24 protein-coding genes are annotated in these 19,579 nt (G+C 43.8%); 20 read left to right on the top strand and 4 right to left on the bottom strand.

From position 1 onward, the window contains the following. Positions 1-168 precede the first annotated feature (168 nt). The 17 genes from DDE80_RS02090 (at position 169) to DDE80_RS02010 (ending at position 13,318) form a co-directional block, all read left to right on the top strand. Positions 169-540, top strand: coding sequence for an ATP synthase subunit I (locus tag DDE80_RS02090; RefSeq protein WP_108306034.1), 372 nt, complete (start codon positions 169-171; stop codon positions 538-540). 33 nt (positions 541-573) lie between these two features. Then, positions 574-1,296: a F0F1 ATP synthase subunit A gene (gene atpB / locus DDE80_RS02085; protein ID WP_108306033.1), complete on the top strand. Its 723-nt coding sequence runs from the start codon at positions 574-576 to the stop codon at positions 1,294-1,296. Positions 1,297-1,363: 67 nt separating this feature from the next. Continuing rightward, entirely contained in the window at positions 1,364-1,576 is a 213-nt protein-coding gene (atpE, locus tag DDE80_RS02080) for a F0F1 ATP synthase subunit C (protein ID WP_010857993.1), read from the top strand. A gap of 165 nt (positions 1,577-1,741) precedes the next feature. Further along, complete coding sequence (gene atpF / locus DDE80_RS02075; RefSeq protein WP_108306032.1) at positions 1,742-2,269, top strand: F0F1 ATP synthase subunit B; 528 nt, start codon at positions 1,742-1,744, stop codon at positions 2,267-2,269. Then, the gene (locus tag DDE80_RS02070; RefSeq protein WP_108306031.1) at positions 2,266-2,802 is read left to right on the top strand and encodes a F0F1 ATP synthase subunit delta; all 537 of its coding nucleotides are present in this window, start codon (positions 2,266-2,268) and stop codon (positions 2,800-2,802) included. The genes atpF and DDE80_RS02070 overlap by 4 nt, the downstream gene beginning before the upstream one ends. A 27-nt stretch (positions 2,803-2,829) precedes the next feature. Continuing rightward, positions 2,830-4,338: a F0F1 ATP synthase subunit alpha gene (gene atpA, locus DDE80_RS02065; protein WP_108306030.1), complete on the top strand. Its 1,509-nt coding sequence runs from the start codon at positions 2,830-2,832 to the stop codon at positions 4,336-4,338. 415 nt (positions 4,339-4,753) lie between these two features. After that, entirely contained in the window at positions 4,754-5,611 is an 858-nt protein-coding gene (gene atpG, locus DDE80_RS02060; protein WP_108306029.1) for an ATP synthase F1 subunit gamma, read from the top strand. A 73-nt stretch (positions 5,612-5,684) separates the two neighbouring features. Further along, on the top strand, positions 5,685-7,100 hold the full coding sequence (gene atpD, locus DDE80_RS02055) for a F0F1 ATP synthase subunit beta (RefSeq protein ID WP_108306028.1): 1,416 nt from the start codon (positions 5,685-5,687) through the stop codon (positions 7,098-7,100). 25 nt (positions 7,101-7,125) lie between these two features. Further along, positions 7,126-7,533, top strand: a complete 408-nt coding sequence (locus tag DDE80_RS02050; RefSeq protein WP_108306027.1) for a F0F1 ATP synthase subunit epsilon — start codon at positions 7,126-7,128, stop codon at positions 7,531-7,533. A gap of 56 nt (positions 7,534-7,589) precedes the next feature. Then, positions 7,590-7,829: a DUF1146 family protein gene (locus DDE80_RS02045; protein ID WP_108306026.1), complete on the top strand. Its 240-nt coding sequence runs from the start codon at positions 7,590-7,592 to the stop codon at positions 7,827-7,829. Positions 7,830-8,008: 179 nt separating this feature from the next. After that, a complete protein-coding gene (gene murA, locus DDE80_RS02040; RefSeq protein WP_108306025.1) occupies positions 8,009-9,301 on the top strand; it encodes a UDP-N-acetylglucosamine 1-carboxyvinyltransferase in 1,293 nt (430 codons plus the stop codon). Positions 9,302-9,447: 146 nt separating this feature from the next. Then, the gene (gene mreB / locus DDE80_RS02035; protein ID WP_108306024.1) at positions 9,448-10,440 is read left to right on the top strand and encodes a rod shape-determining protein; all 993 of its coding nucleotides are present in this window, start codon (positions 9,448-9,450) and stop codon (positions 10,438-10,440) included. A gap of 20 nt (positions 10,441-10,460) precedes the next feature. Then, complete coding sequence (locus DDE80_RS02030) at positions 10,461-11,297, top strand: flagellar hook-basal body protein (protein WP_108306023.1); 837 nt, start codon at positions 10,461-10,463, stop codon at positions 11,295-11,297. A gap of 11 nt (positions 11,298-11,308) precedes the next feature. Beyond that, positions 11,309-12,157 (top strand): flagellar hook-basal body protein, encoded by an 849-nt coding sequence (locus DDE80_RS02025; protein ID WP_108306022.1) that lies wholly within the window; start codon positions 11,309-11,311, stop codon positions 12,155-12,157. 11 nt (positions 12,158-12,168) lie between these two features. Further along, positions 12,169-12,402 carry a DNA-directed RNA polymerase subunit beta gene (locus tag DDE80_RS02020; RefSeq protein WP_108306021.1) on the top strand — a complete coding sequence of 78 codons (234 nt, stop codon included), beginning with the start codon at positions 12,169-12,171 and terminating at the stop codon, positions 12,400-12,402. Positions 12,403-12,413: 11 nt separating this feature from the next. Next, positions 12,414-12,848, top strand: coding sequence for a 3-hydroxyacyl-ACP dehydratase FabZ (gene fabZ, locus DDE80_RS02015; protein ID WP_108306020.1), 435 nt, complete (start codon positions 12,414-12,416; stop codon positions 12,846-12,848). An 86-nt stretch (positions 12,849-12,934) separates the two neighbouring features. Continuing rightward, positions 12,935-13,318, top strand: a complete 384-nt coding sequence (locus DDE80_RS02010) for a hypothetical protein (RefSeq protein ID WP_108306019.1) — start codon at positions 12,935-12,937, stop codon at positions 13,316-13,318. Between the two features lie 42 nt (positions 13,319-13,360). Here the strand turns inward: DDE80_RS02010 and DDE80_RS02005 are convergent, their stop codons facing one another. After that, entirely contained in the window at positions 13,361-13,762 is a 402-nt protein-coding gene (locus DDE80_RS02005; RefSeq protein ID WP_108306018.1) for a YwpF family protein, read from the bottom strand. Positions 13,763-13,917: 155 nt separating this feature from the next. On the opposite strand from DDE80_RS02005, the gene DDE80_RS02000 reads away from it, so the two are divergent. Continuing rightward, a complete protein-coding gene (locus DDE80_RS02000) occupies positions 13,918-14,298 on the top strand; it encodes a single-stranded DNA-binding protein (protein ID WP_108306017.1) in 381 nt (126 codons plus the stop codon). Positions 14,299-14,374: 76 nt separating this feature from the next. On the opposite strand, the gene DDE80_RS01995 is transcribed toward DDE80_RS02000, so the two are convergent. Further along, complete coding sequence (locus DDE80_RS01995) at positions 14,375-17,017, bottom strand: DEAD/DEAH box helicase (protein WP_108306016.1); 2,643 nt, start codon at positions 17,015-17,017, stop codon at positions 14,375-14,377. Further along, positions 17,014-18,510 carry a hypothetical protein gene (locus DDE80_RS01990; protein ID WP_108306015.1) on the bottom strand — a complete coding sequence of 499 codons (1,497 nt, stop codon included), beginning with the start codon at positions 18,508-18,510 and terminating at the stop codon, positions 17,014-17,016. Before DDE80_RS01990 ends, DDE80_RS01995 begins: the two co-directional genes overlap by 4 nt. A gap of 144 nt (positions 18,511-18,654) precedes the next feature. On the opposite strand from DDE80_RS01990, the gene DDE80_RS01985 reads away from it, so the two are divergent. Further along, positions 18,655-19,080, top strand: a complete 426-nt coding sequence (locus DDE80_RS01985; protein ID WP_108306014.1) for a transcriptional regulator — start codon at positions 18,655-18,657, stop codon at positions 19,078-19,080. An 85-nt stretch (positions 19,081-19,165) separates the two neighbouring features. Here DDE80_RS01985 and DDE80_RS15250 read toward each other — a convergent pair whose 3' ends face one another. Further along, positions 19,166-19,321 (bottom strand): hypothetical protein, encoded by a 156-nt coding sequence (locus DDE80_RS15250; protein ID WP_201261480.1) that lies wholly within the window; start codon positions 19,319-19,321, stop codon positions 19,166-19,168. 81 nt (positions 19,322-19,402) lie between these two features. On the opposite strand from DDE80_RS15250, the gene DDE80_RS01980 reads away from it, so the two are divergent. Continuing rightward, a partial coding sequence (locus tag DDE80_RS01980) for a helix-turn-helix domain-containing protein (RefSeq protein ID WP_153060862.1) occupies positions 19,403-19,579 on the top strand: 177 nt, incomplete at its 3' end.

Here is a 19,579-nt window from a genome sequence, read left to right as displayed (position 1 = left end):
CGGAAGTTGCGTAGTATCCCAAATCATTTCAACTAGAATCTGTACGGGATTCCCTACTTCTCACTTCCACACCGCTTGAGTAGGCAACTACTCGTTTCTGATTTCACTAAGTGGTCATCAAATTTACCCAAGCATTACGATAAAAACGATTCAGGAGACGACAAACAAATGCTAGATTTGCATCACATTTTTACTATGCAGAAGAGAGCGTTATTTTTTTTGCTCGCAATTTGCGCGATCGGCTGGGCGGCTACATCTTATGAAACCGTATTTGCAGGCATCGCACTCGGTGCACTGTTTGGCACGTACAACTTCTGGATTTTAGTGCGTCGTATGGATAAGTTTGACCGTTCCATAAGTGAAGGGACAAAAACAACATCGCTCGGCACATTGCTTCGCTTTGCGTCAGGTGTTGCAGCAGTCGCATTAGCTATGACCATACCCGAACACTTTAATGTAGCAAGTACGGTAATTGGGCTAATGCTTCCATACGTTTTTCTCTATATAGAGAGAATAGTATCTCATTTAAGGAACCACTAACACGTGCATTAGAAAGAGAGGTGAATTGCAAAAATGGATCACATATCACCATTAAAAGAGGTTAATATTTTAGGTTTACCTTTAGTATTTAACTTATCTACAATTATGATGCTTCTTGTTTCAGCAACAATTGTATTTTTAATCGCATTTATTTGTACGCGTAATCTACAAATGAAGCCAACAGGTAAGCAAAACTTCATGGAGTGGGTAATGGACTTCGTTAAAGGCATTGTTAAAAGTAACATGGACTGGAAAACGGGTGGTCGCTTCCACGTGCTTGGTTTAACACTTATTATGTTCATCATCGTATCGAACTTACTAGGTTTACCATTCGCAATCGTGTATGATCACGTGCTATGGTGGAAATCACCAACAGCCGACCCTACAGTTACAATGTCACTAGCTGTAATGATTTTATTACTTACACATTATTATGGAGTAAAAATGCGTGGTGTCGGAAATTACTCAAAAGGTTTCTTCCAACCAATGTCATTTATGTTCCCGTTAAAGCTTGTTGAGGAGTTCGCGAATACGCTAACGCTTGGTCTACGTCTTTACGGTAACATTTACGCAGGTGAGATTTTAATCGGCCTTATTGCTGGTCTTGCATCAGCAGGCGCTATGGGATTCCTAGGTGGTATTATCCCAATGATGGCTTGGCAAGGTTTCTCTATCTTCATCGGCTTTATCCAAGGTTTCATCTTTACAATGTTAACGATGGTTTATATTGCTCATAAAGTGAGCGAAGACCATTAATATAATAGGTAGGTAACTACTTATAAAAAAACAAAAAAACAAACACTTCCAAGGAGGAAATTTAACAATGGGTTTATTAGCAGCAGCAATCGCAATTGGTTTAGGTGCACTTGGTGCAGGTATCGGTAACGGTCTTATCGTTTCAAAAACAGTAGAAGGTATCGCTCGTCAGCCAGAGGCTCGTGGCGTTCTTCAAACTACAATGTTCATCGGGGTTGCATTAGTTGAGGCATTACCGATCATCGCAGTAGTAGTAGCATTCATCGTAATGAACAAGTAATAATTAACATCAATAAGTCGGCGGAGAAGATTCAACAGAGGACGCTTCGCCTTTCCTTTTAATTACGAACATTAGATGGCAACATCTTATCTATAACGTTTTACCTTAATTAAAAACAAATGAAACATTAATATTTTATATGCTCTTGAAGGGAGTGAAACAATCGTGGTATTAGATTACTTAGTTTTAGGTGCAGGTTTTGACATTGACAAACTGAACCTAGGTGATGCTTTAGCGACAGTTGTGATCTTCGGTATTTTAATGTTACTTCTTAAAAAAGTTGCATGGGGTCCATTAATGGGCATGATGCAAAAGCGTGAGGAGTTCGTAGCGAGCGAAATCAACGAAGCTGAAAAAGCACGTAAAGAAACTCACCAATTATTAGAAGAACAAAAAGCGCTTCTTAAAGAAGCACGTACTGAAGCACAAACGATTGTTGAAGGCGCGAAGAAACAGAGCGAGCTACAAAAAGAAGAAATTCTTGAAGCAGCACGCACTGAAGCTACACGTTTAAAAGAATCAGCTGTACGTGACATCGAAACAGAAAAAGAAAAAGCTATCGCAGCAGTTCGACAAGAAGTGGTATCGTTATCTGTATTAGCAGCATCTAAAGTTCTTGGTAAAGAAATTTCTGAGGATGACAACCGTGCGTTAATCGAAGAAACGATTGCGAAGGCAGGCGAAGCGAAATGACTCAGTCAATCGTAGCTAAACGCTACGCTCAAGCATTATTTGAGCTGGCAAAAGAGCAAGGTCAACTTGCTGAGGTTGGCGCAGATTTACAACAAATCGTAAAAGTAGCTGAACTATCACCAGATTTTTTAGCAGTACTTGGCGCACCTAAAATCACGATCGAAAAAAAGAAAGAAATGGTAGCACAGCTTTTCGCAGGTGCAACACCAGTCGTTCTTAACACACTTCAACTTTTAGTTGATAAAAAGCGCATTACAGAAGTAGGCGCAATTGCTGAAGTTTACCGTGAGCTCGCAGCACAAGAGCAAGGTTCTGCAAACGCAGTCGTTTACTCAACGCGCGAACTTACAGCTGAAGAGCGCGAAAGCATCTCTACAGCATTTGCTAAACGTGTAGGCAAACAACAATTAACAATTACAAACGAAATCGACCCATCATTATTAGGTGGTATTCGTGTTCAAATCGGTAACCATATTTTTGACAGCACAGTGCTTGCAAAGCTTGCGCGTCTTGAAAATGAGTTAATCGGATAATATTAAGAAATGTGAGAGGTGACAAACATGAGCATCAAGGCTGAAGAAATCAGCGTGCTGATTAAGCAGCAGATTGAAGGTTATCAATCTGAATTAGAAGTAAGCGAAGTAGGTACAGTTATCCGTATTGGTGACGGTATCGCTCTTGCTCATGGCCTGGACAACGCTATGGCTGGAGAACTTTTAGAGTTCTCTAACGGTGTTATGGGTATGGCACAAAACTTAGAAGAAGGTAACGTAGGTATCGTTATTCTAGGACCATACACTGACATTAAAGAAGGCGACAGCGTAAAACGTACTGGCCGTATTATGGAAGTTCCTGTTGGGGAAGAATTAATTGGACGTGTAGTAAATCCATTAGGACAACCTGTGGATGGACAAGGTCCAATCAATACTACAAAAACACGCCCAATCGAAAGCCCAGCTTTCGGTGTAATGGCACGTAAATCAGTTGATGAGCCACTACAAACGGGTATTAAAGCGATTGACGCTCTTGTACCAATCGGTCGTGGTCAACGTGAATTAATCATCGGTGACCGTCAAGTTGGTAAAACATCGGTAGCAATCGATACAATTCTTAACCAAGGTGACCAAGATATGATCTGTATCTACGTTGCAATTGGTCAAAAAGAATCTACAGTTCGTGGTGTTGTTGAAACATTACGTAAAAACGGTGCATTAGACTACACTATTGTAGTAACAGCTTCTGCATCACAACCAGCACCATTATTATACTTAGCGCCTTACGCTGGTGTATCAATGGCGGAAGAGTTCATGTTACAAGGTAAACACGTACTTATCGTTTATGATGACTTATCTAAACAAGCAGCGGCTTACCGTGAACTTTCATTATTATTACGTCGTCCTCCAGGTCGTGAAGCTTACCCTGGTGACGTATTCTACTTACACAGCCGTTTATTAGAGCGTGCTGCGAAGTTAAACGAGTCTTACAACTCAGGTTCTATTACAGCTTTACCATTCGTAGAGACACAAGCGGGCGATATCTCAGCATATATCCCAACTAACGTTATCTCTATCACTGATGGTCAAATCTTCTTACAATCTGACTTATTCCACTCAGGTGTACGCCCAGCAATCAACGCTGGTCTTTCAGTATCACGTGTAGGTGGTTCGGCTCAAATTAAAGCGATGAAAAAAGTTGCGGGTACACTACGTCTTGACTTAGCTGCATTCCGTGAGCTTGAATCATTCGCACAATTCGGTTCTGACTTAGATAAAGCAACACTTGCTAAACTAGAGCGTGGTAAACGTACGGTTGAAGTGCTTAAACAAGACCTAAACAAACCACTTAAAGTTGAAAAACAAGTTGCTATTTTATATGCATTAACGCGTGGTCATTTAGATGATATTCCAGTACAAGACATCGTTCGTTTCGAAGGCGAATTCTTAAGCTGGTTAGATTCAAACCACACTAACGTTTTAGATCACATCCGTTCTACAAAAGAACTTGCGCCAGATGCAGATATGGAAGCAGCAATTAACGCTTTCAAGAAAACATTCGCAAAATCTGAATAATATTTAAAAGCTACGTTCACCGTTTAAACCTGCGCATCGTTGGAAGGTCCTGACAAGTGTGCTCGCACACGCAGGAAGGAACTGAAACGTAAGCAGGTTTGGTGAACAAGTAGCTGGATAAGACTAAAAGCTCTTCATACCGTTAATACGTGAAGAAGTTGGAGGGTCTTGACGCAGTGTGCTTGCACACTAGGAAAGAACCGAAACGGCTGAACGTCTGGTGGAAATGACTGGATGACGAAAGGCTTTGCATCTAGCGTAAAATGTTCGGTATGAAGGAAGCAATGCTTACTATTATTCAATAAATACGTTCAACACCATCTACTAATTACCGCTGCAGAGGTAGTTAGTTGATGTGTGTAAACGAACGTTTATGTAGATGATGAACAAAAAACAATAAGGTGGTGAAATACCAGTGGCAAACTTACGTGATATAGAAATGCGTATCGTATCGACGAAGAAAACGAGTCAGATTACGAAAGCGATGCAGATGGTTTCGGCTTCTAAGCTTAACCGTGCAGAGCAAAACGCAAAAAGATTCGTTCCTTATATGGAGAAGGTACAAGACGTAGTTGGTGCAATCGCATCAGGTACGAAAGACAGCGGTCACCCAATGTTAACGGTTCGTCCAGTTAAAAAGACAGCTTATCTTGTTATCGGTTCTGACCGTGGTTTAGCAGGCGCGTATAACTCAAGTGTTTTACGTAAAGTGCAAGCAACGTTAAACGAACGTCATAAATCTAAGGATGAGTACGTTATTCTAGCAGTGGGCCGTGTTGTGCGCGATTACTTCGTTAAACGTGATCACAACGTTATCGGTGAAATTGTTGGTTTATCGGATCAACCTACATTTGCTGACATTAAAGAAATCGCTCGTAAGGCTGTTGGTATGTTCACGGATGGTACGTATGACGAGCTTTATATGTACTATAACCACTTCGTAAGTGCAATCGCACAGGAAGTTACGAAGAAAAAGCTTTTACCATTAACAGATATCGCACCAGCAGGCACAACTGCTTCTTATGAGTTTGAGCCATCAGGCGAAGCTATTTTAGAAGTATTACTTCCACAATATGCAGAGAGCCTAATTTACGGTGCTTTATTAGACGGTAAAGCGAGTGAACATGCTGCTCGTATGACAGCTATGAAGAGTGCAACGGATAACGCTAGCGAGTTAATCGATGGCTTATCACTTTCATATAACCGCGCGCGTCAAGCCGCGATTACACAAGAAATTACAGAAATCGTTGGTGGCGCTGCAGCCTTAGAATAGGCTCGGCGTACTAGCGTCGTAGAAGGTAATAGCAAAAGGCTATATACCAATCGATAAGGAGGGTACACAGTAAATGAATAAAGGACACGTTCTACAAGTAATGGGTGCGGTAGTTGACGTTAAGTTCGAAAACGGCAAATTACCAGAGATCTTTAACGCATTAACTGTTGAGATTAAACGTCCAAATGAAGAAGCACAACTTCTATCATTAGAAGTAGCACTTCATTTAGGTGATGATGCTGTTCGTACGATTGCGATGTCATCTACAGATGGCTTACAACGTGGAGCAGAAGTTACAGACTTAGGAAAAGCGATTTCTGTACCAGTAGGTGAAGCAACACTTGGTCGCGTATTTAACGTACTAGGTGATATTATTGACTTAGGTGAAGAAATTCCAGCAAGCGTACGTCGTGATTCAATTCACCGCGAAGCGCCAAGCTTTGAACACTTATCAACTACTGTTGAAATCCTAGAAACAGGTATCAAAGTAGTAGACTTATTAGCACCATACATTAAAGGTGGTAAAATCGGTCTATTCGGTGGTGCCGGTGTTGGTAAAACAGTATTAATCCAAGAATTAATTAACAACATCGCTCAAGAGCACGGTGGTATTTCGGTATTCGCAGGTGTTGGTGAGCGTACACGTGAGGGTAATGACTTATTCTACGAAATGAGCGACTCAGGTGTTATTAAGAAAACAGCCATGGTATTCGGTCAAATGAACGAGCCACCTGGTGCACGTATGCGTGTAGCATTAACAGGTTTAACAATGGCTGAGTACTTCCGTGATGAGCAAGGTGCAGACGTACTTTTATTCATCGACAACATTTTCCGTTTCACGCAAGCAGGTTCTGAGGTTTCTGCCCTATTAGGTCGTATGCCTTCAGCGGTAGGTTACCAACCAACACTTGCTACTGACATGGGTAAATTACAAGAGCGTATCACGTCAACTGACAAAGGTTCGGTTACTTCGATCCAAGCGATCTACGTACCAGCCGATGACTACACTGACCCAGCGCCAGCAACAACTTTCGCTCACTTAGACGCAACAACTAACTTAGAGCGTAAATTATCTGAGATGGGTATCTACCCTGCGGTTGACCCATTAGCATCAACTTCACGCGCACTTTCTCCAGAAATCGTAGGCGAAGAGCACTACGCTGTAGCACGTGACGTTCAACAAACATTACAACGCTACCGTGAATTACAAGATATCATTGCTATCTTAGGTATGGACGAGTTAAGCGATGACGACAAACAAACGGTTGACCGTGCACGTCGTATCCAATTCTTCCTATCACAAAACTTCCACGTAGCTGAACAATTCACTGGTCAAAAAGGTTCTTACGTGCCAGTTAAAGAAACAGTTCGCTCATTCAAGGAAATTCTTGAAGGTAAGTATGACCATTTACCAGAAGATGCTTTCCGTTTAGTAGGTTCTATTGACGAAGTAGTCGAAAAAGCGAAAAGCATGGGCGTAGAGGTATAATACTAGGTACGGAGGAGGAAAACATATGAAGACAGTAACAGTCAATATTGTCACTCCCGACGGCCCTGTATACGATTCAGACGTATCTATGGTAATTGTCAAAACCACTTCTGGTGAGATGGGTATTTTAGCTGGCCATATTCCTATGGTTGCGCCACTTGCAGTTGGTGCAGTTAAGCTAAAATTAGCGGATAACAAAGAAGAGGTAGTAGCAGTTACAGGTGGCTTCGTTGAAGTGCGACCAGACAAGATTTCGATTTTAGCTCCTGCTGCAGAAGTAGCAGATAGCATCGACTTGGCGCGTGCGAAAGAAGCATTAGCAAGAGCGGAACAACGCCTTGCTAAGAAACAAGCTGACTTAGATGCCACTCGCGCTGAATTAGCTTTACAACGTGCGGTGAATCGTATCCGCGTTCATGAGGGTAATATCTAATATGTACAAAGAGCGTCCCAAGTTTGGGGCGCTCTTTTTTTAAAGGAGAGAGGATTATGGAAATGTACCGTGCCTTAGGTCAGGAAGCGCTAATTAGTTTGATTGCCCACGTCTTTTTTATTGCGGTAGCTTTTTATGCACTGCAAGCGCTACGCCTCGATCAAATCGTTAAAAAAAATCGCGTCTTTCAAGTGCAGTTATTATACATTTTTATGAGTGTGGCGCTAGGTTCGCTCGTAGCTCAGTTTTTCCTACTCGTGTCGCGCTGGTCGCAACAACTTCCGTACTTATTTTAGCGGTAGCGTTGCAATACGTATGAGATAATGTAACCAAATTGCAACAATGTTATAACAAAGCTTGTAACTACTGGCTATACGTTGTAAAATTAAAGTGTTTGCTTTTTGGATAGAGACATAGATGAACGTATGAATAGATGAAAAAATTACCGACTGTAAAGACTATCGGAGGGACTAGCGTGGAAAAAATTATCGTAACAGGTGGGCACAGATTGACAGGTAGTGTAAGAGTAGAAGGTGCAAAAAACGCAGTATTGCCAATTTTAGCAGCTTCACTCCTTGCATCTGAAGGTCAACACCACATTACAGAAGTACCAAACTTAGCAGATGTAGTAACGATTAGTGAAGTATTAAGAAGTTTAAATGCAGATGTAACGTATGACGCACAGAAGAGCGAAATATTTATTGATGCAACGAAGCCATTATCAAGTGAAGCACAGTTCGATTTTGTTAGTAAAATGCGCGCTTCAATTTTAGTAATGGGCTCATTACTTGCACGCAATAACTTTGCGCGTGTCGCAATGCCAGGCGGCTGTGCTATTGGTTCGCGTCCGATTGAGTTACACTTAAAAGGATTTGAAGCTATGGGTGCTACTATCTCATTCGGTCATGGTTATGTCGAAGCACGTGTAGAAGACAAGCTACGCGGTGCAGAAGTATACCTTGATTTCCCAAGTGTTGGCGCAACGGAAAACATTATGACCGCTGCAGCATTAGCAGAGGGCGTAACGATTATTGAGAACGCTGCCAAAGAACCGGAAATTGTAGATTTAGCTAACTTCATTAATGCGATGGGTGGCCGTGTACAAGGTGCAGGTACGAATACCATTCGCATTACAGGTGTAAAAAAACTTTATGGTACCGCACATACGATTATTCCAGACCGCATTGAAGCAGGCACGTTTATGGTAGCTGCGGCTATTACAGAAGGCGACGTTTTAATTGAAAACGCCGTGCCTGAGCATATGACTGCACTAATCGCGAAAATGCGTGAGATGGGTATCGAAGTAACAGAAGAAGGCGATGGCGTACGCGTACGTTCAACACGCCCACTAAAAGCGGTAGATATTAAAACGATGCCACACCCTGGTTTCCCGACAGATATGCAGTCGCAAATGATGGCACTGATGTTAACGGCACAAGGTACGAGCATTATTACCGAAACGGTATTTGAAAATCGCTTCATGCACGTCGAAGAATTTCGCCGTATGAATGCCAACGTTAAGATCGAAGGACGCTCGGTATTTATTGATGGCGAAAACGATATGCAAGGTGCAGAGGTAAGCGCAACAGACTTACGCGCAGCCGCAGCACTCATTTTATGTGGTTTAATCTCAACAGGGGTAACACGCGTGACAAAGCTACATCACTTAGATCGTGGCTATGTTGATTTCCATAAAAAATTAGCATCACTCGGTGCCAATATTGAGCGTGTCTCAACAGATGATGCCGAAGTAAAAGTAATGATGTAAAATGAGGGGGTTGCACAGCAAGCAAAATTGCTTTGCAACTCTTTTTATTTCCTAGGAAATAGAGACGTGTCAACGTCATAGCATTATGGTAAAATATTTGACAAAGACGATAATTGAACGAGGTTTGTGGGGGAAGGAGCAGTAGCATGTTTTCGAAAGATATTGGGATTGATTTAGGTACGGCTAACGTGTTAATACATCAAAAAGGTAAGGGGATTGTATTAAACGAACCGTCCGTAGTAGCGCTAGATAGTAAAACACGCAAAGTGTTAGCAGTAGGTGAGGAAGCGCGCTTAATGCTAGGGCGTACGCCGGGCAATATTGTAGCCATTCGTCCATTACGTGACGGTGTTATTGCTGACTTTGACGTAACAGAAGCGATGTTAACGCATTTTATTAATAAGTTAAATTTAAAAGGTTTTATGTCGAGCCCTAACGTCTTAATTTGTTGCCCGACAAAAATTACCAGTGTGGAGCAAAAAGCGATTCGCGATGCGGCACAGCGCGCTGGTGGTAAAAAAGTCTTTTTAGAAGAAGAAGCCAAAGTAGCAGCGATTGGTGCAGGCATGGATATTTTCCAACCGAGCGGCAATATGGTAATTGATATTGGTGGAGGTACGACAGATGTAGCCGTATTATCGATGGGCGATATTGTCACGAGCGAGTCAGTAAAAGCAGCTGGTAACGCATTTGACCAAGATATTTTAGCATACATAAAAAAACAATATAAATTACTTATTGGTGAGCGTACTGCTGAAGATATTAAAATTCAAGTAGGTACGGTTTATGCAGATGGACGTAATGAGTCCCTCGAAGTGCGTGGACGCGATTTAGTAACAGGTTTACCGCGCCCTGTCACAATTACATCGCAAGAAATTGAACAAGCGCTACGCGAAACGATTGGCGTTGTCGTACAAGCAGCTAAAAATGTACTCGAAAAAACACCGCCTGAACTGTCAGCAGATATTATTGACCGCGGCGTTATTGTAACAGGTGGCGGTGCATTGCTACATGGCATTGAACAATTATTAATGGAAGAGCTAAAAGTACCTGTCTTTGTAGCAGAAAACCCGCTTGATAGCGTAGCAAACGGCACAGCGGTAATGTTAGAAAATATCGACCGTCTATCTGATTTATAAAATGAAGTGAGGTGCTCGTAATGTTTAAAGGATTTTATACTGTAGCGTCAGGGATGATTGCGCAGCAACGTCGTACGGAGTTACTAACAAATAATATTTCTAACGTTCGTACACCAGGCTTTAAAGAAGATCAAGCAACGATTCGCTCATTTCCCGATATGTTGTTGTCGCGCATTAATGCGACAACGATACCTACGGAAAAGGGCTTAAACCATATGTATGCGAACCGCGTTGGCACATTAACGAACGGCGTTTATATGCAAGAAACATTAGCAAACTATTCGCAAGGGCAACTGCTCGAAACAGAGCTTGCGACTGATATGGCGCTTATTAACCGAGGTATGCCAGTTAATGCAGATGGCGTTGAGGGTACGGTGCTATTTCGTTTACAACACCCTGATGGTGGCGAAGCGTATACGCGTAACGGTAACTTTACGGTAGATGCAAACGGCTATTTAGTTAATGCACAAGGTTTGTACGTGTTAAGTGATACCAATGCCCGTATGCAAGTAGGCAGTGATGATTTTACACTAGACGGTGAAGGTATGATTTATACGGCTAATAACCAACAAGTAGGGCGCGTGGGCGTTGCTTACTCGGATAACCCCGAGCTATTAGTGAAGCGCGACGACGGCTTACTGCGCTTAGAAGGTAATGCCAACTTACCGACGGCCTACGGTGCACAAGGTGTAACGTTTGGCTTGCAACAAAAGTATATCGAAGGCTCTAACGTTGATTCAGGGCGCGCCATGACGGAGTTAATGACGGCTTACCGCGCCTTTGAAGCAAACCAAAAAGTGCTACAAGCGTATGACCGTAGCATGGAAAAAGCCGTAAATGAAATTGGAAAAGTGTAAGGAGGAATAAAATGTTACGTACTATGTTAACTGCGACCAATACGATGGGCGAATTACAAAATCAGCTAGATACGATTGGCCATAACTTAGCTAACACGAATACGCACGGTTATAAAGCGCGTGATTCCCAGTTTCATGAACTATTGTATCAGCAGTTTAATAACGAAAAACTCGACCGCACACAGCGCCAATCACCTGTAGGCATCCGCTACGGTGTAGGGGCGAAGCTTGGTCAAATTCAATATAATCAAAAGCAAGGTGCACTCCAATCAACAGGGCGCGACCTTGACTTTGCATTTAATACAGCAAAGCAATTTTTTACTGTGTTATTACCAGAGGGTGATGGCACGCGTGAAGCGTATACGCGTCAAGGTAACTTTTATGTGTCGCCTATGCAAAATGGCAATGGCATGTTAGTGAACGGCGATGGCTACCCTGTAGCCGATAGCAACGGCAATGCGATTACTTTCCCGAATGCGAACGCTGTTAAAAACTTTGGTTTAACAGCAGAAGGCGGCTTGACGATTACGTATAACGACGGCACGGGGTTAGGGCAACCGATTGAGCTAGCGGTAACTCGCTTCGAACGACCACAATTTATGGAGCATTTGTCAGCGACGTACTTTACGCTACCTGACAATTTAAATGAGCTTGGCGTAACAGAAGCCGAACTATTAACACCACTGCGCGGCGCAGGACGACAAGAAGTTAACGTGCAGCAAGGTGTACTAGAAATGTCTAACGTCGATGTTGGGCGTGAAACGACAGAGCTGATTCAAACGCAGCGCATGTATCAGATGAATGCCCGTTCTGTAACACTAGCTGATCAAATGTTAGGGTTAATTAACGGCATTCGTTAAAGGAGAGCAGTATGACAAAAGATGATATCACAGCAGTAACGACCGAGCCGACCAAACGACCAAAATTACGACAAATCCCAATTTGGCTACGACTACTCATTGTGCTAGGCCTCATTATAGTGGTAGCGATTATCGGCGTAATGATAGGCTATGCTGGATTAGGTGACGGCAAAGCGCTAGATGTATTTAAAGCTGACGTGTGGCGTCATATATTCGACATTATGAATGGCAAAATTGACAAGTAGGAGGCAGTACAATGAACGTTGAAGAAATCCAAAAAGTTTTACCGCATCGTTACCCGTTTTTATTAGTGGACCGCATGTTAGAAGTAGAAGAAAAGCGCGCGGTAGGCATTAAAAACGTAACGATTAATGAGGAGTTTTTCCAGGGGCACTTCCCAGGGTATCCTGTAATGCCAGGCGTATTAATTATTGAGGCGCTTGCACAAGTAGGTGGCGTTGCATTACTTAGCTCTGAACAATTTAAAAATCGTTTAGCCTTTTTAACAGGCGTCGATAACTGCCGCATTAAACGTCAAGTCGTACCAGGCGATCAGCTTCGTTTAGAAGTGGAGTTTACACGTCTGCGCGGCTCTATGGGTAAAGGGCATGGTGTAGCAACTGTTGATGGTGAAATCGTTTGTGAAACCGATATTTTATTTGCGATTGGGCCAGAACAACCTACAACGTGATTTGCAATTCCTAGTAAAAAGCTATAAACTTAGGTAGTTATCGCGTAAATTAAGCAAATGCTTTTGATATGTAGGAGGATTAATAAATGTATAAGCAATTATCTTCGGGCATTAAAATTAGTATTACACGTTCTATTTCTTTTGCCTTTGAAACATATATGGCAAAAATCGAGTGGCGTGAAGATAAGTATGACCTTACCGATTTTGTCGCACACTGGCAACAATACGTCTTAACGAATGCAGCGTGGTATGATAAAGTGCCACAAGAGATGTTGAGCAGCGTGGCGTTTCAAGAAGAGTTAGCGAACAAAATTAACGAAGTAATCGCTAAGGTACTACAACAAGCACCGACAGATGAACAAATCAAAACGATTGAGCAACTCGAAAAAGCGACAGGAAAGTCGATGGACTACGGCTGTAAAGCTGAAGCAACTTTCGTCGAAAATAAATTAAAAGCACTCGCAAACTAAAAAAAATCCCAAACCGCTTATATAAAGCGATTTGGGATTTTTTCATAGGCGTGGGCGATTGCGCATACCTGCTTTAAACTGCGTCAGTAACTCTTCTTCTTCTAAATCTTGCGCGAGTAGTGAGCTGAGGAGCTTTTCGGCGTATTGGCTACGGCGCGCTACGAGCTTGCCTGAAAATAAAATCGATACGCCGCTCTCAATCGGCTTCACGGCACGCACGACAACTTCAAACGGCGCTGGCTCATTATCAGGGAAAGAAATAACGGCGCGTGCGGGCACGACAGTTTGCTGTTCACAAAGCATGGTAAAAAGCGCATCCGCCTCTTTCACAAATGCTTCAAGCAGCCAAGACTGACGGCTGTTTTCCTGGTTAATAATGACCCCGTCGATAAGCGGTACGTCATGACCTTGTACTTCAAGTTGCAACAGCTTAAATGTTTTCATAAAAAATCTCCTTTTTACGAAATTTATCGTTTACTCACGTATAGTGCCCGGTATGGCGATTTTACGCCTAAAACGAAGGGCAAAATAAAATTTTACGGCGTTTGTCGCCTCCGTGCTTAGCCTTTATGATAGGCGTAAGTAAAGGAGGTGACACTATGAATCATGTCGGGCTTGTTGGGCGCATAACGAAACACCCTGTTTTGCGCGAACTAGCGGGTGGTAAAGTGCAGACGAGTTTTTCGTTAGCCATTAACCGTACGTACAAAAATCAAAACGGTGAAGTTGATACCGACTTTGTGTTATGCATCGCGTGGGGTAGGCTTGCCGAAACGATTGTCAATCATTGTGGTAAAGGTTCACTCATCGGTGTTAGCGGGCGCATCCAGTCGCGCAATTATGATAAAGAAGATGGCACACGCGTCTTTTTAACTGAAATTGTAGCGGAAGATGTGCGATTTTACCAGCTAAAACCAACGGAGGCAGTGGCTCAGCAAAATATCGTGCCGATGCCGCCAGTCGATTTTATTTTGCCGTAAACAAAAGAAAATAATAAGTAGAAGCTAAACAATCATGCCAATTGTTGCGATGCGCGGGTAACGCATCGCAATTTTTTTATTCGAGCGTCATGAGTTGTTGCAACTCGTCGTCGCTCAGCTCGGTTAGCCACTTGCTCGACTGAATGAGCTCTTGTGACAGCGCGGATTTTTCCGTTAGCAACACGTCAATTTTTTCTTCAAGCGTACCGATTGTAATAAACTTATGCACTTGCACAAAGTTTTTTTGCCCAATACGGTAGGCGCGGTCAGTCGCTTGGTTTTCAACAGCGGGGTTCCACCAACGATCGGCGTGCAAGACGTGCGTCGCTGCCGTTAAGTTTAAGCCTGTGCCGCCTGCTTTGAGTGATAATAAAAATACCGGAAACGCTCCGTCTTGGAACTGTTGCACGAGACGGTCGCGCCCTGCTTTTGTCGTGCTACCCGTTAAGAACGGCGCTTCAATGTCGTGCAGCTCAGCTAAACAATACTGCAGTAAATTACCCATCGCCACGTATTGCGTAAAGATTAAGCATTGTTCGCCACTCGCAGCAATGCTTGCGGCCATATCGATAATGCGCTCTACTTTAACGGAGCGGTTTACGAGATGCGTCGCGTCTGTTAAAGGCTCTTTTAAGTAAATGCTCGGGTGATTGCATAGCTGTTTAAGCTTGTTGAGCATCACTAAAATTTTGCCCTTCTTCTCTAAGCCACTCACATCTTCTAAACTTGCGGCGGTCTCTTTAACATACGCCTCGTACAGCGCCGCTTGCTCCGTCGTTAGCGGGCAATATTCTTTCATCTCTTGCTTGTCAGGTAAATTTAGTTGCAGCGCCTTATCTTGCTTCGTGCGTCGCAGTAAAAACGGCTGAATTTTAAGGCGCAGTTTTTGCGTTGCCTTATCGTCTTCCTCGCGCTCAATCGGGATGCTATAGTTGCGCGTAAAGCTCGTATACGTCCCTAAGTAGCCGCGCTGAATAAAGTCAAAAATCGCCCATAGCTCAGCGAGACGGTTTTCGACAGGTGTACCTGTTAAGGCAATATGGTGCGCCCCGCGTAATTTACGAATGGCGCGCGACTGTTGCGTCTGCATATTTTTAATATTTTGTGCTTCGTCTAGTACGACGCTCGCCCACGTAACTTCTTGTAAAAAGCCAATGTCTTGCGTCACCGTACCATACGTCGTTAAAATAACTTGCTTATTTTCGGTCGTAAAGTCGTCGTGGCGTAAGCGAGAGCCTGTGTAATGCGTATGCACGTGTAAATGCGGCGCAAAGCGTTCGAGCTCTTTTTGCCAGTTACCGAGCACAGAAGTCGGGCACACAATTAACGACGGTGCGCTTTCTTCACATGTATCGTAAAGGTGTAGTAAATAGGCGATCAATTGCACTGTTTTACCGAGCCCCATATCGTCTGCTAAACAAGCGCCGAGCTTTTGCTCACGCATAAATGTAAGCCACTCATAGCCTTGCTGTTGGTAGGCGCGCAATTCCGTTTGTAAATGTGCAGGCGTTGCATACGTCGGTATTTTTTCTTTATCGCGCAGCTGCATAACGAGCTGTTGCAATGACTGCTTTAGTTCAAACGTTACGAGTGGATCAATCGCATCGTCTTCAAAAGGTACGAGCTCCTCGCTCACATCATTTAACAGTAAATCGCGCACCGTCACTTCTTGCTGTTCGGCACGGTCGATAATTGCTTTAATTTGCGTCACCCACGTAGCATCGACCCGAAACCACTCGTTACCGATGCGGATAAACTCGCGCTCTCCTTCGACAATTTGTAAAAAGTCAGCGGGGGCTAGCACATTGTCCCCAAGGGCGACTTGCCAATCAAAGGTGACGATGTCTTCTAAGCTAGCGACCGTTTTGCGGTTGGTCGAAGCGCTAAGTGCCACGCGCATTTTTGTCGTCGTTAGCGATTTTAGCCAAGCGGGTAAAATGACGTCAAAGCCAAACGCTTGTAAAGTCGTTACGTCATCGCGCAAAAATTGTTGCACTTGTTGCTCGGTTAGCGACATATACAAGAAGCGGTCGGCTACAGGTTGACCGAGCAGTTGGTAAATTTGCTTTACTTCTGCCGTTAAGTCGCTCGCGATATGTTGCCACTTTTTCGGCAACGTAGCGGCGACAGGGAGCGCGCGTTTGCTAATTGCAGGCGTCCAGTGCGATGAAGTAGCGGTATGCAGTACAGTTTCGAGCGTCCATAACTCACTGTCAGGTGCAGGCTCACTTAGCCGTACCGAAATTTGTACGCCGTCTGCACTGCGTGACGCTTGCAGTGGCCAGCCCCCGTCTTGTAAATAAGGTAGCAACTTTGGCACTTGCTCAAGCGTAATATGATGCGCGGCTAATGCGGCAGTAGCGGCAGTAGCTAATAATTCGCCGTGTGGCAAAGCAAAATGCAGTGCACCGTCACGTAGCGTCGCATGCTGAAAGAGCTTAGCATCGCTCCAATACGGAATGATGGCGTTAATGTCACTGTCAATACGCACGAGCGGATTGCGGTAGCTCGGGCTGAGCGCATCGAGCAGTTCATGCGCTTCTACAAGTAATGTATGCTTCTCCACCGTCGTCGTTAAGCCAAAAAAGCTCGGGCTGTAACGGTAAAATAATAAGGCAGAAAGTTGCGTCGGTGCCATCGTAGACTTTAAGGAGAAGCGGCCATCAGCTAAAGGCTCAACATAGAGCGGGATAGTCGCAATAAAAGGTGAAGTCGTCATCGTAAATTTCCTTTCTCGAGCTCTTCTTGCAAGGCACGCAGGCGTTTATACTCGTGCTGCAACGTGTCGATATAGTCGTTAAAATACGCTTGTTGTCCGCTGCGTTTGGCTGCAGTGCGCATCGCACGTAAAATGCGTACGGCACTTTTATAATGGGCGCGCGACTTACCGTCAATTTCTTGCATCGCGTAGTAGTGGTAGATCGGTAAGGTGTGCTTTGGCGATAGTTTAGCCAACTCTTGCAAGCCGCAAGCCGTCGCGTAGGCGAGGGAAGAAGGATATAAAATATGCAAGCCGACCCAGTCATCATAGCGCCCTTTGCGTAGTAAAAAATGCGAGTACGGGCGTAAACCAGCCGTACCGAACGCTAAAAACAACTCGGCTTCTTGCTCCTCATCCATCGAGGCGTTAAGCATAATATCGTAAATCGCAAGGGCGTGCTCCTCGCGTGAAAATAACGGTAAGCTCGCGATAAAGTCTTTTAGCTGCGGCAATAAGTGAGCGATGAGCGCTTTGGCATAAGGCGTGTGTTGCGTCGCTTCCATGCCTAAAAAATACAGCGCTAGCTCCACGTCAATAGCGTCTAGTGCGAGCTCACCTTCTTGGGCGTAAATCGTCATAAGTGCGTCCGTTGACGGATGGGAGAAGATGTCGCGCTCCGCTAAAAAGTCGTGCGGCGCTAACACGCGAATGGCGTGCTCATACACCGTTAGGCGCGTTACAGCATGCGTCGTAAACGTCGTAATAAATTTACGGCTGCAAGTGATAATAGCGTCAATAAACGGATCGAGCGCAAACAAGCGCGGCCCGTGCCCGACGACGTCCATTAAGTCGCAGCATGTGGTGGCCCAGTTGTCTAAAAGCTTCGTAAAGGCTGGGCGACCACTATGAAAGCTGCGCGATTTCGTTTCGAGCAGGCGCTCCCATAACATATAGATGATGTGCATTTCCATAAAGAGCTCAAATAGCGGTGCCCACTCGCGTTCAAAAGGGCGGTGGCGCGTCGCTTCTTGCATCATGCGCTGTTTGGCGTAGTGCAAGTTATAGCCTTCAAAGTGATGCTCTTCTTGGGTATTGTGTACGACAATGTCGTAGGCGAGACGGCGCCAAGCTTCAGGCGTGCGTAGCGTCGGTGGTGGCATGCGCCACGTTTCTAAAAACTGTTGCACGGAATCGTTATATTGGTATAAGGCGAGTAAGGCAGCGACGCGGTGGCGACAAACGCCTTGTAAGCACGTGCAACTTACCGTTTGATTAGCTAAAAAGATTTGCACGTGAAAGGTCGCAACATCGTTAATCGCCGCTGTAAGCGTTAGAGATTGTGTATTGTAGTCGGTAAATGTTACCGCTTGGTTACGTACTAAAAAAGCGGCGCGCGTCATCAGCTCCGCGTGTTCGGGTGCTGTTGGTTGCAATGTGTCCGTTTGCGCTTTTAAGCACGTCGTAATCGTATCTTGATAAACTTGTGCTAACTGTGCGAGAGATAGTGACAAGGAAAACATCCTTTCCTAGAAAATCATTATCCTTTCATTATACGTCGAAAAGAGATAACTTGTATCGTTTTGAGAAAAAACTTGCTTAAACGACAATAAAAATGCTAATATAAACATAAAAGGTAATGAAAGGACGTGTGGCTTATGATTCAAGTGAATTACATGAAGCCCTTTTATACTAAAATTAGCGATACAACGCTTAAGCTCGTATTTGCCTACCAATACTTTTCAGTCGTTAAGGATGAGGAGCTGTACTATTTTGTGCCGATTGAGGGCAAGGAGATTATCGTCAATTTATCGACGCGCCAAATCGAAAACTTAGCCGAAGTGTTCGTGTTCCAAAAAGGCAATCGCTTTTTGCGCCTACCGCTCTACCAATTAATGCTGATGTCTAATGTGCAGGAGTATTTGCTGCCATTATTAGAGGAAGCGGTGCAAGTCGAAAGCAAGCAAGCACCGGTAAAAGAACCGCTTAGCGACTTTGAAGCGATGTTGACGGCACGCAACTACAACTATTTAATTGACTGTGCTTTAGATAGCGGTGACGAAGCGGCATTTTATCAAAAATAGGCGAGAATACGCCTACCTCAAAGAACGTGAAGGGCGTAGCCCAGTGAGTAGGTGGGAGATGAATCGCCTTCGGAGAAGAGGTAGCTTACTTGCTATCTCGATTGTCCGACTGTTCGAGTGCTATTTGTAATAGATGAAAAATAGTTTGTGTACGAGTTCCAAAACCCTTTTTCTTTTTGTATGCGTCCACTCTATCTAAAAGAATTTTAGGAAATCGTAATACGACTGATTGTTTTTCCATGTTTTCACCTCCAAAATAATATAAAATGAATATCAACTATGATATAATATGTATATCATAACACACAGGGAGGTGAAAGTCATGTTGGTCAATAAAGCATATAAATTTCGTATCTATCCAAGCAAAGAACAAGAAATACTGATTGCTAAAACAATCGGTTGTTCTCGTTTTGTATTCAATCATTTCCTCGCAAAATGGAACGATACTTATAAGGCAACAGGAAAAGGTTTGACTTACAATTCGTGTTCTTCTCAATTA

The sequence above is a fragment of the Metalysinibacillus jejuensis genome (assembly GCF_003057615.1).
In the GTDB taxonomy this organism is placed as follows: Bacteria; Bacillota; Bacilli; order Bacillales_A; family Planococcaceae; genus Metalysinibacillus; species Metalysinibacillus jejuensis.
Note: the sequence above shows the minus strand (reverse complement) of the source record. Positions and strands in the feature narration are given on the sequence as shown.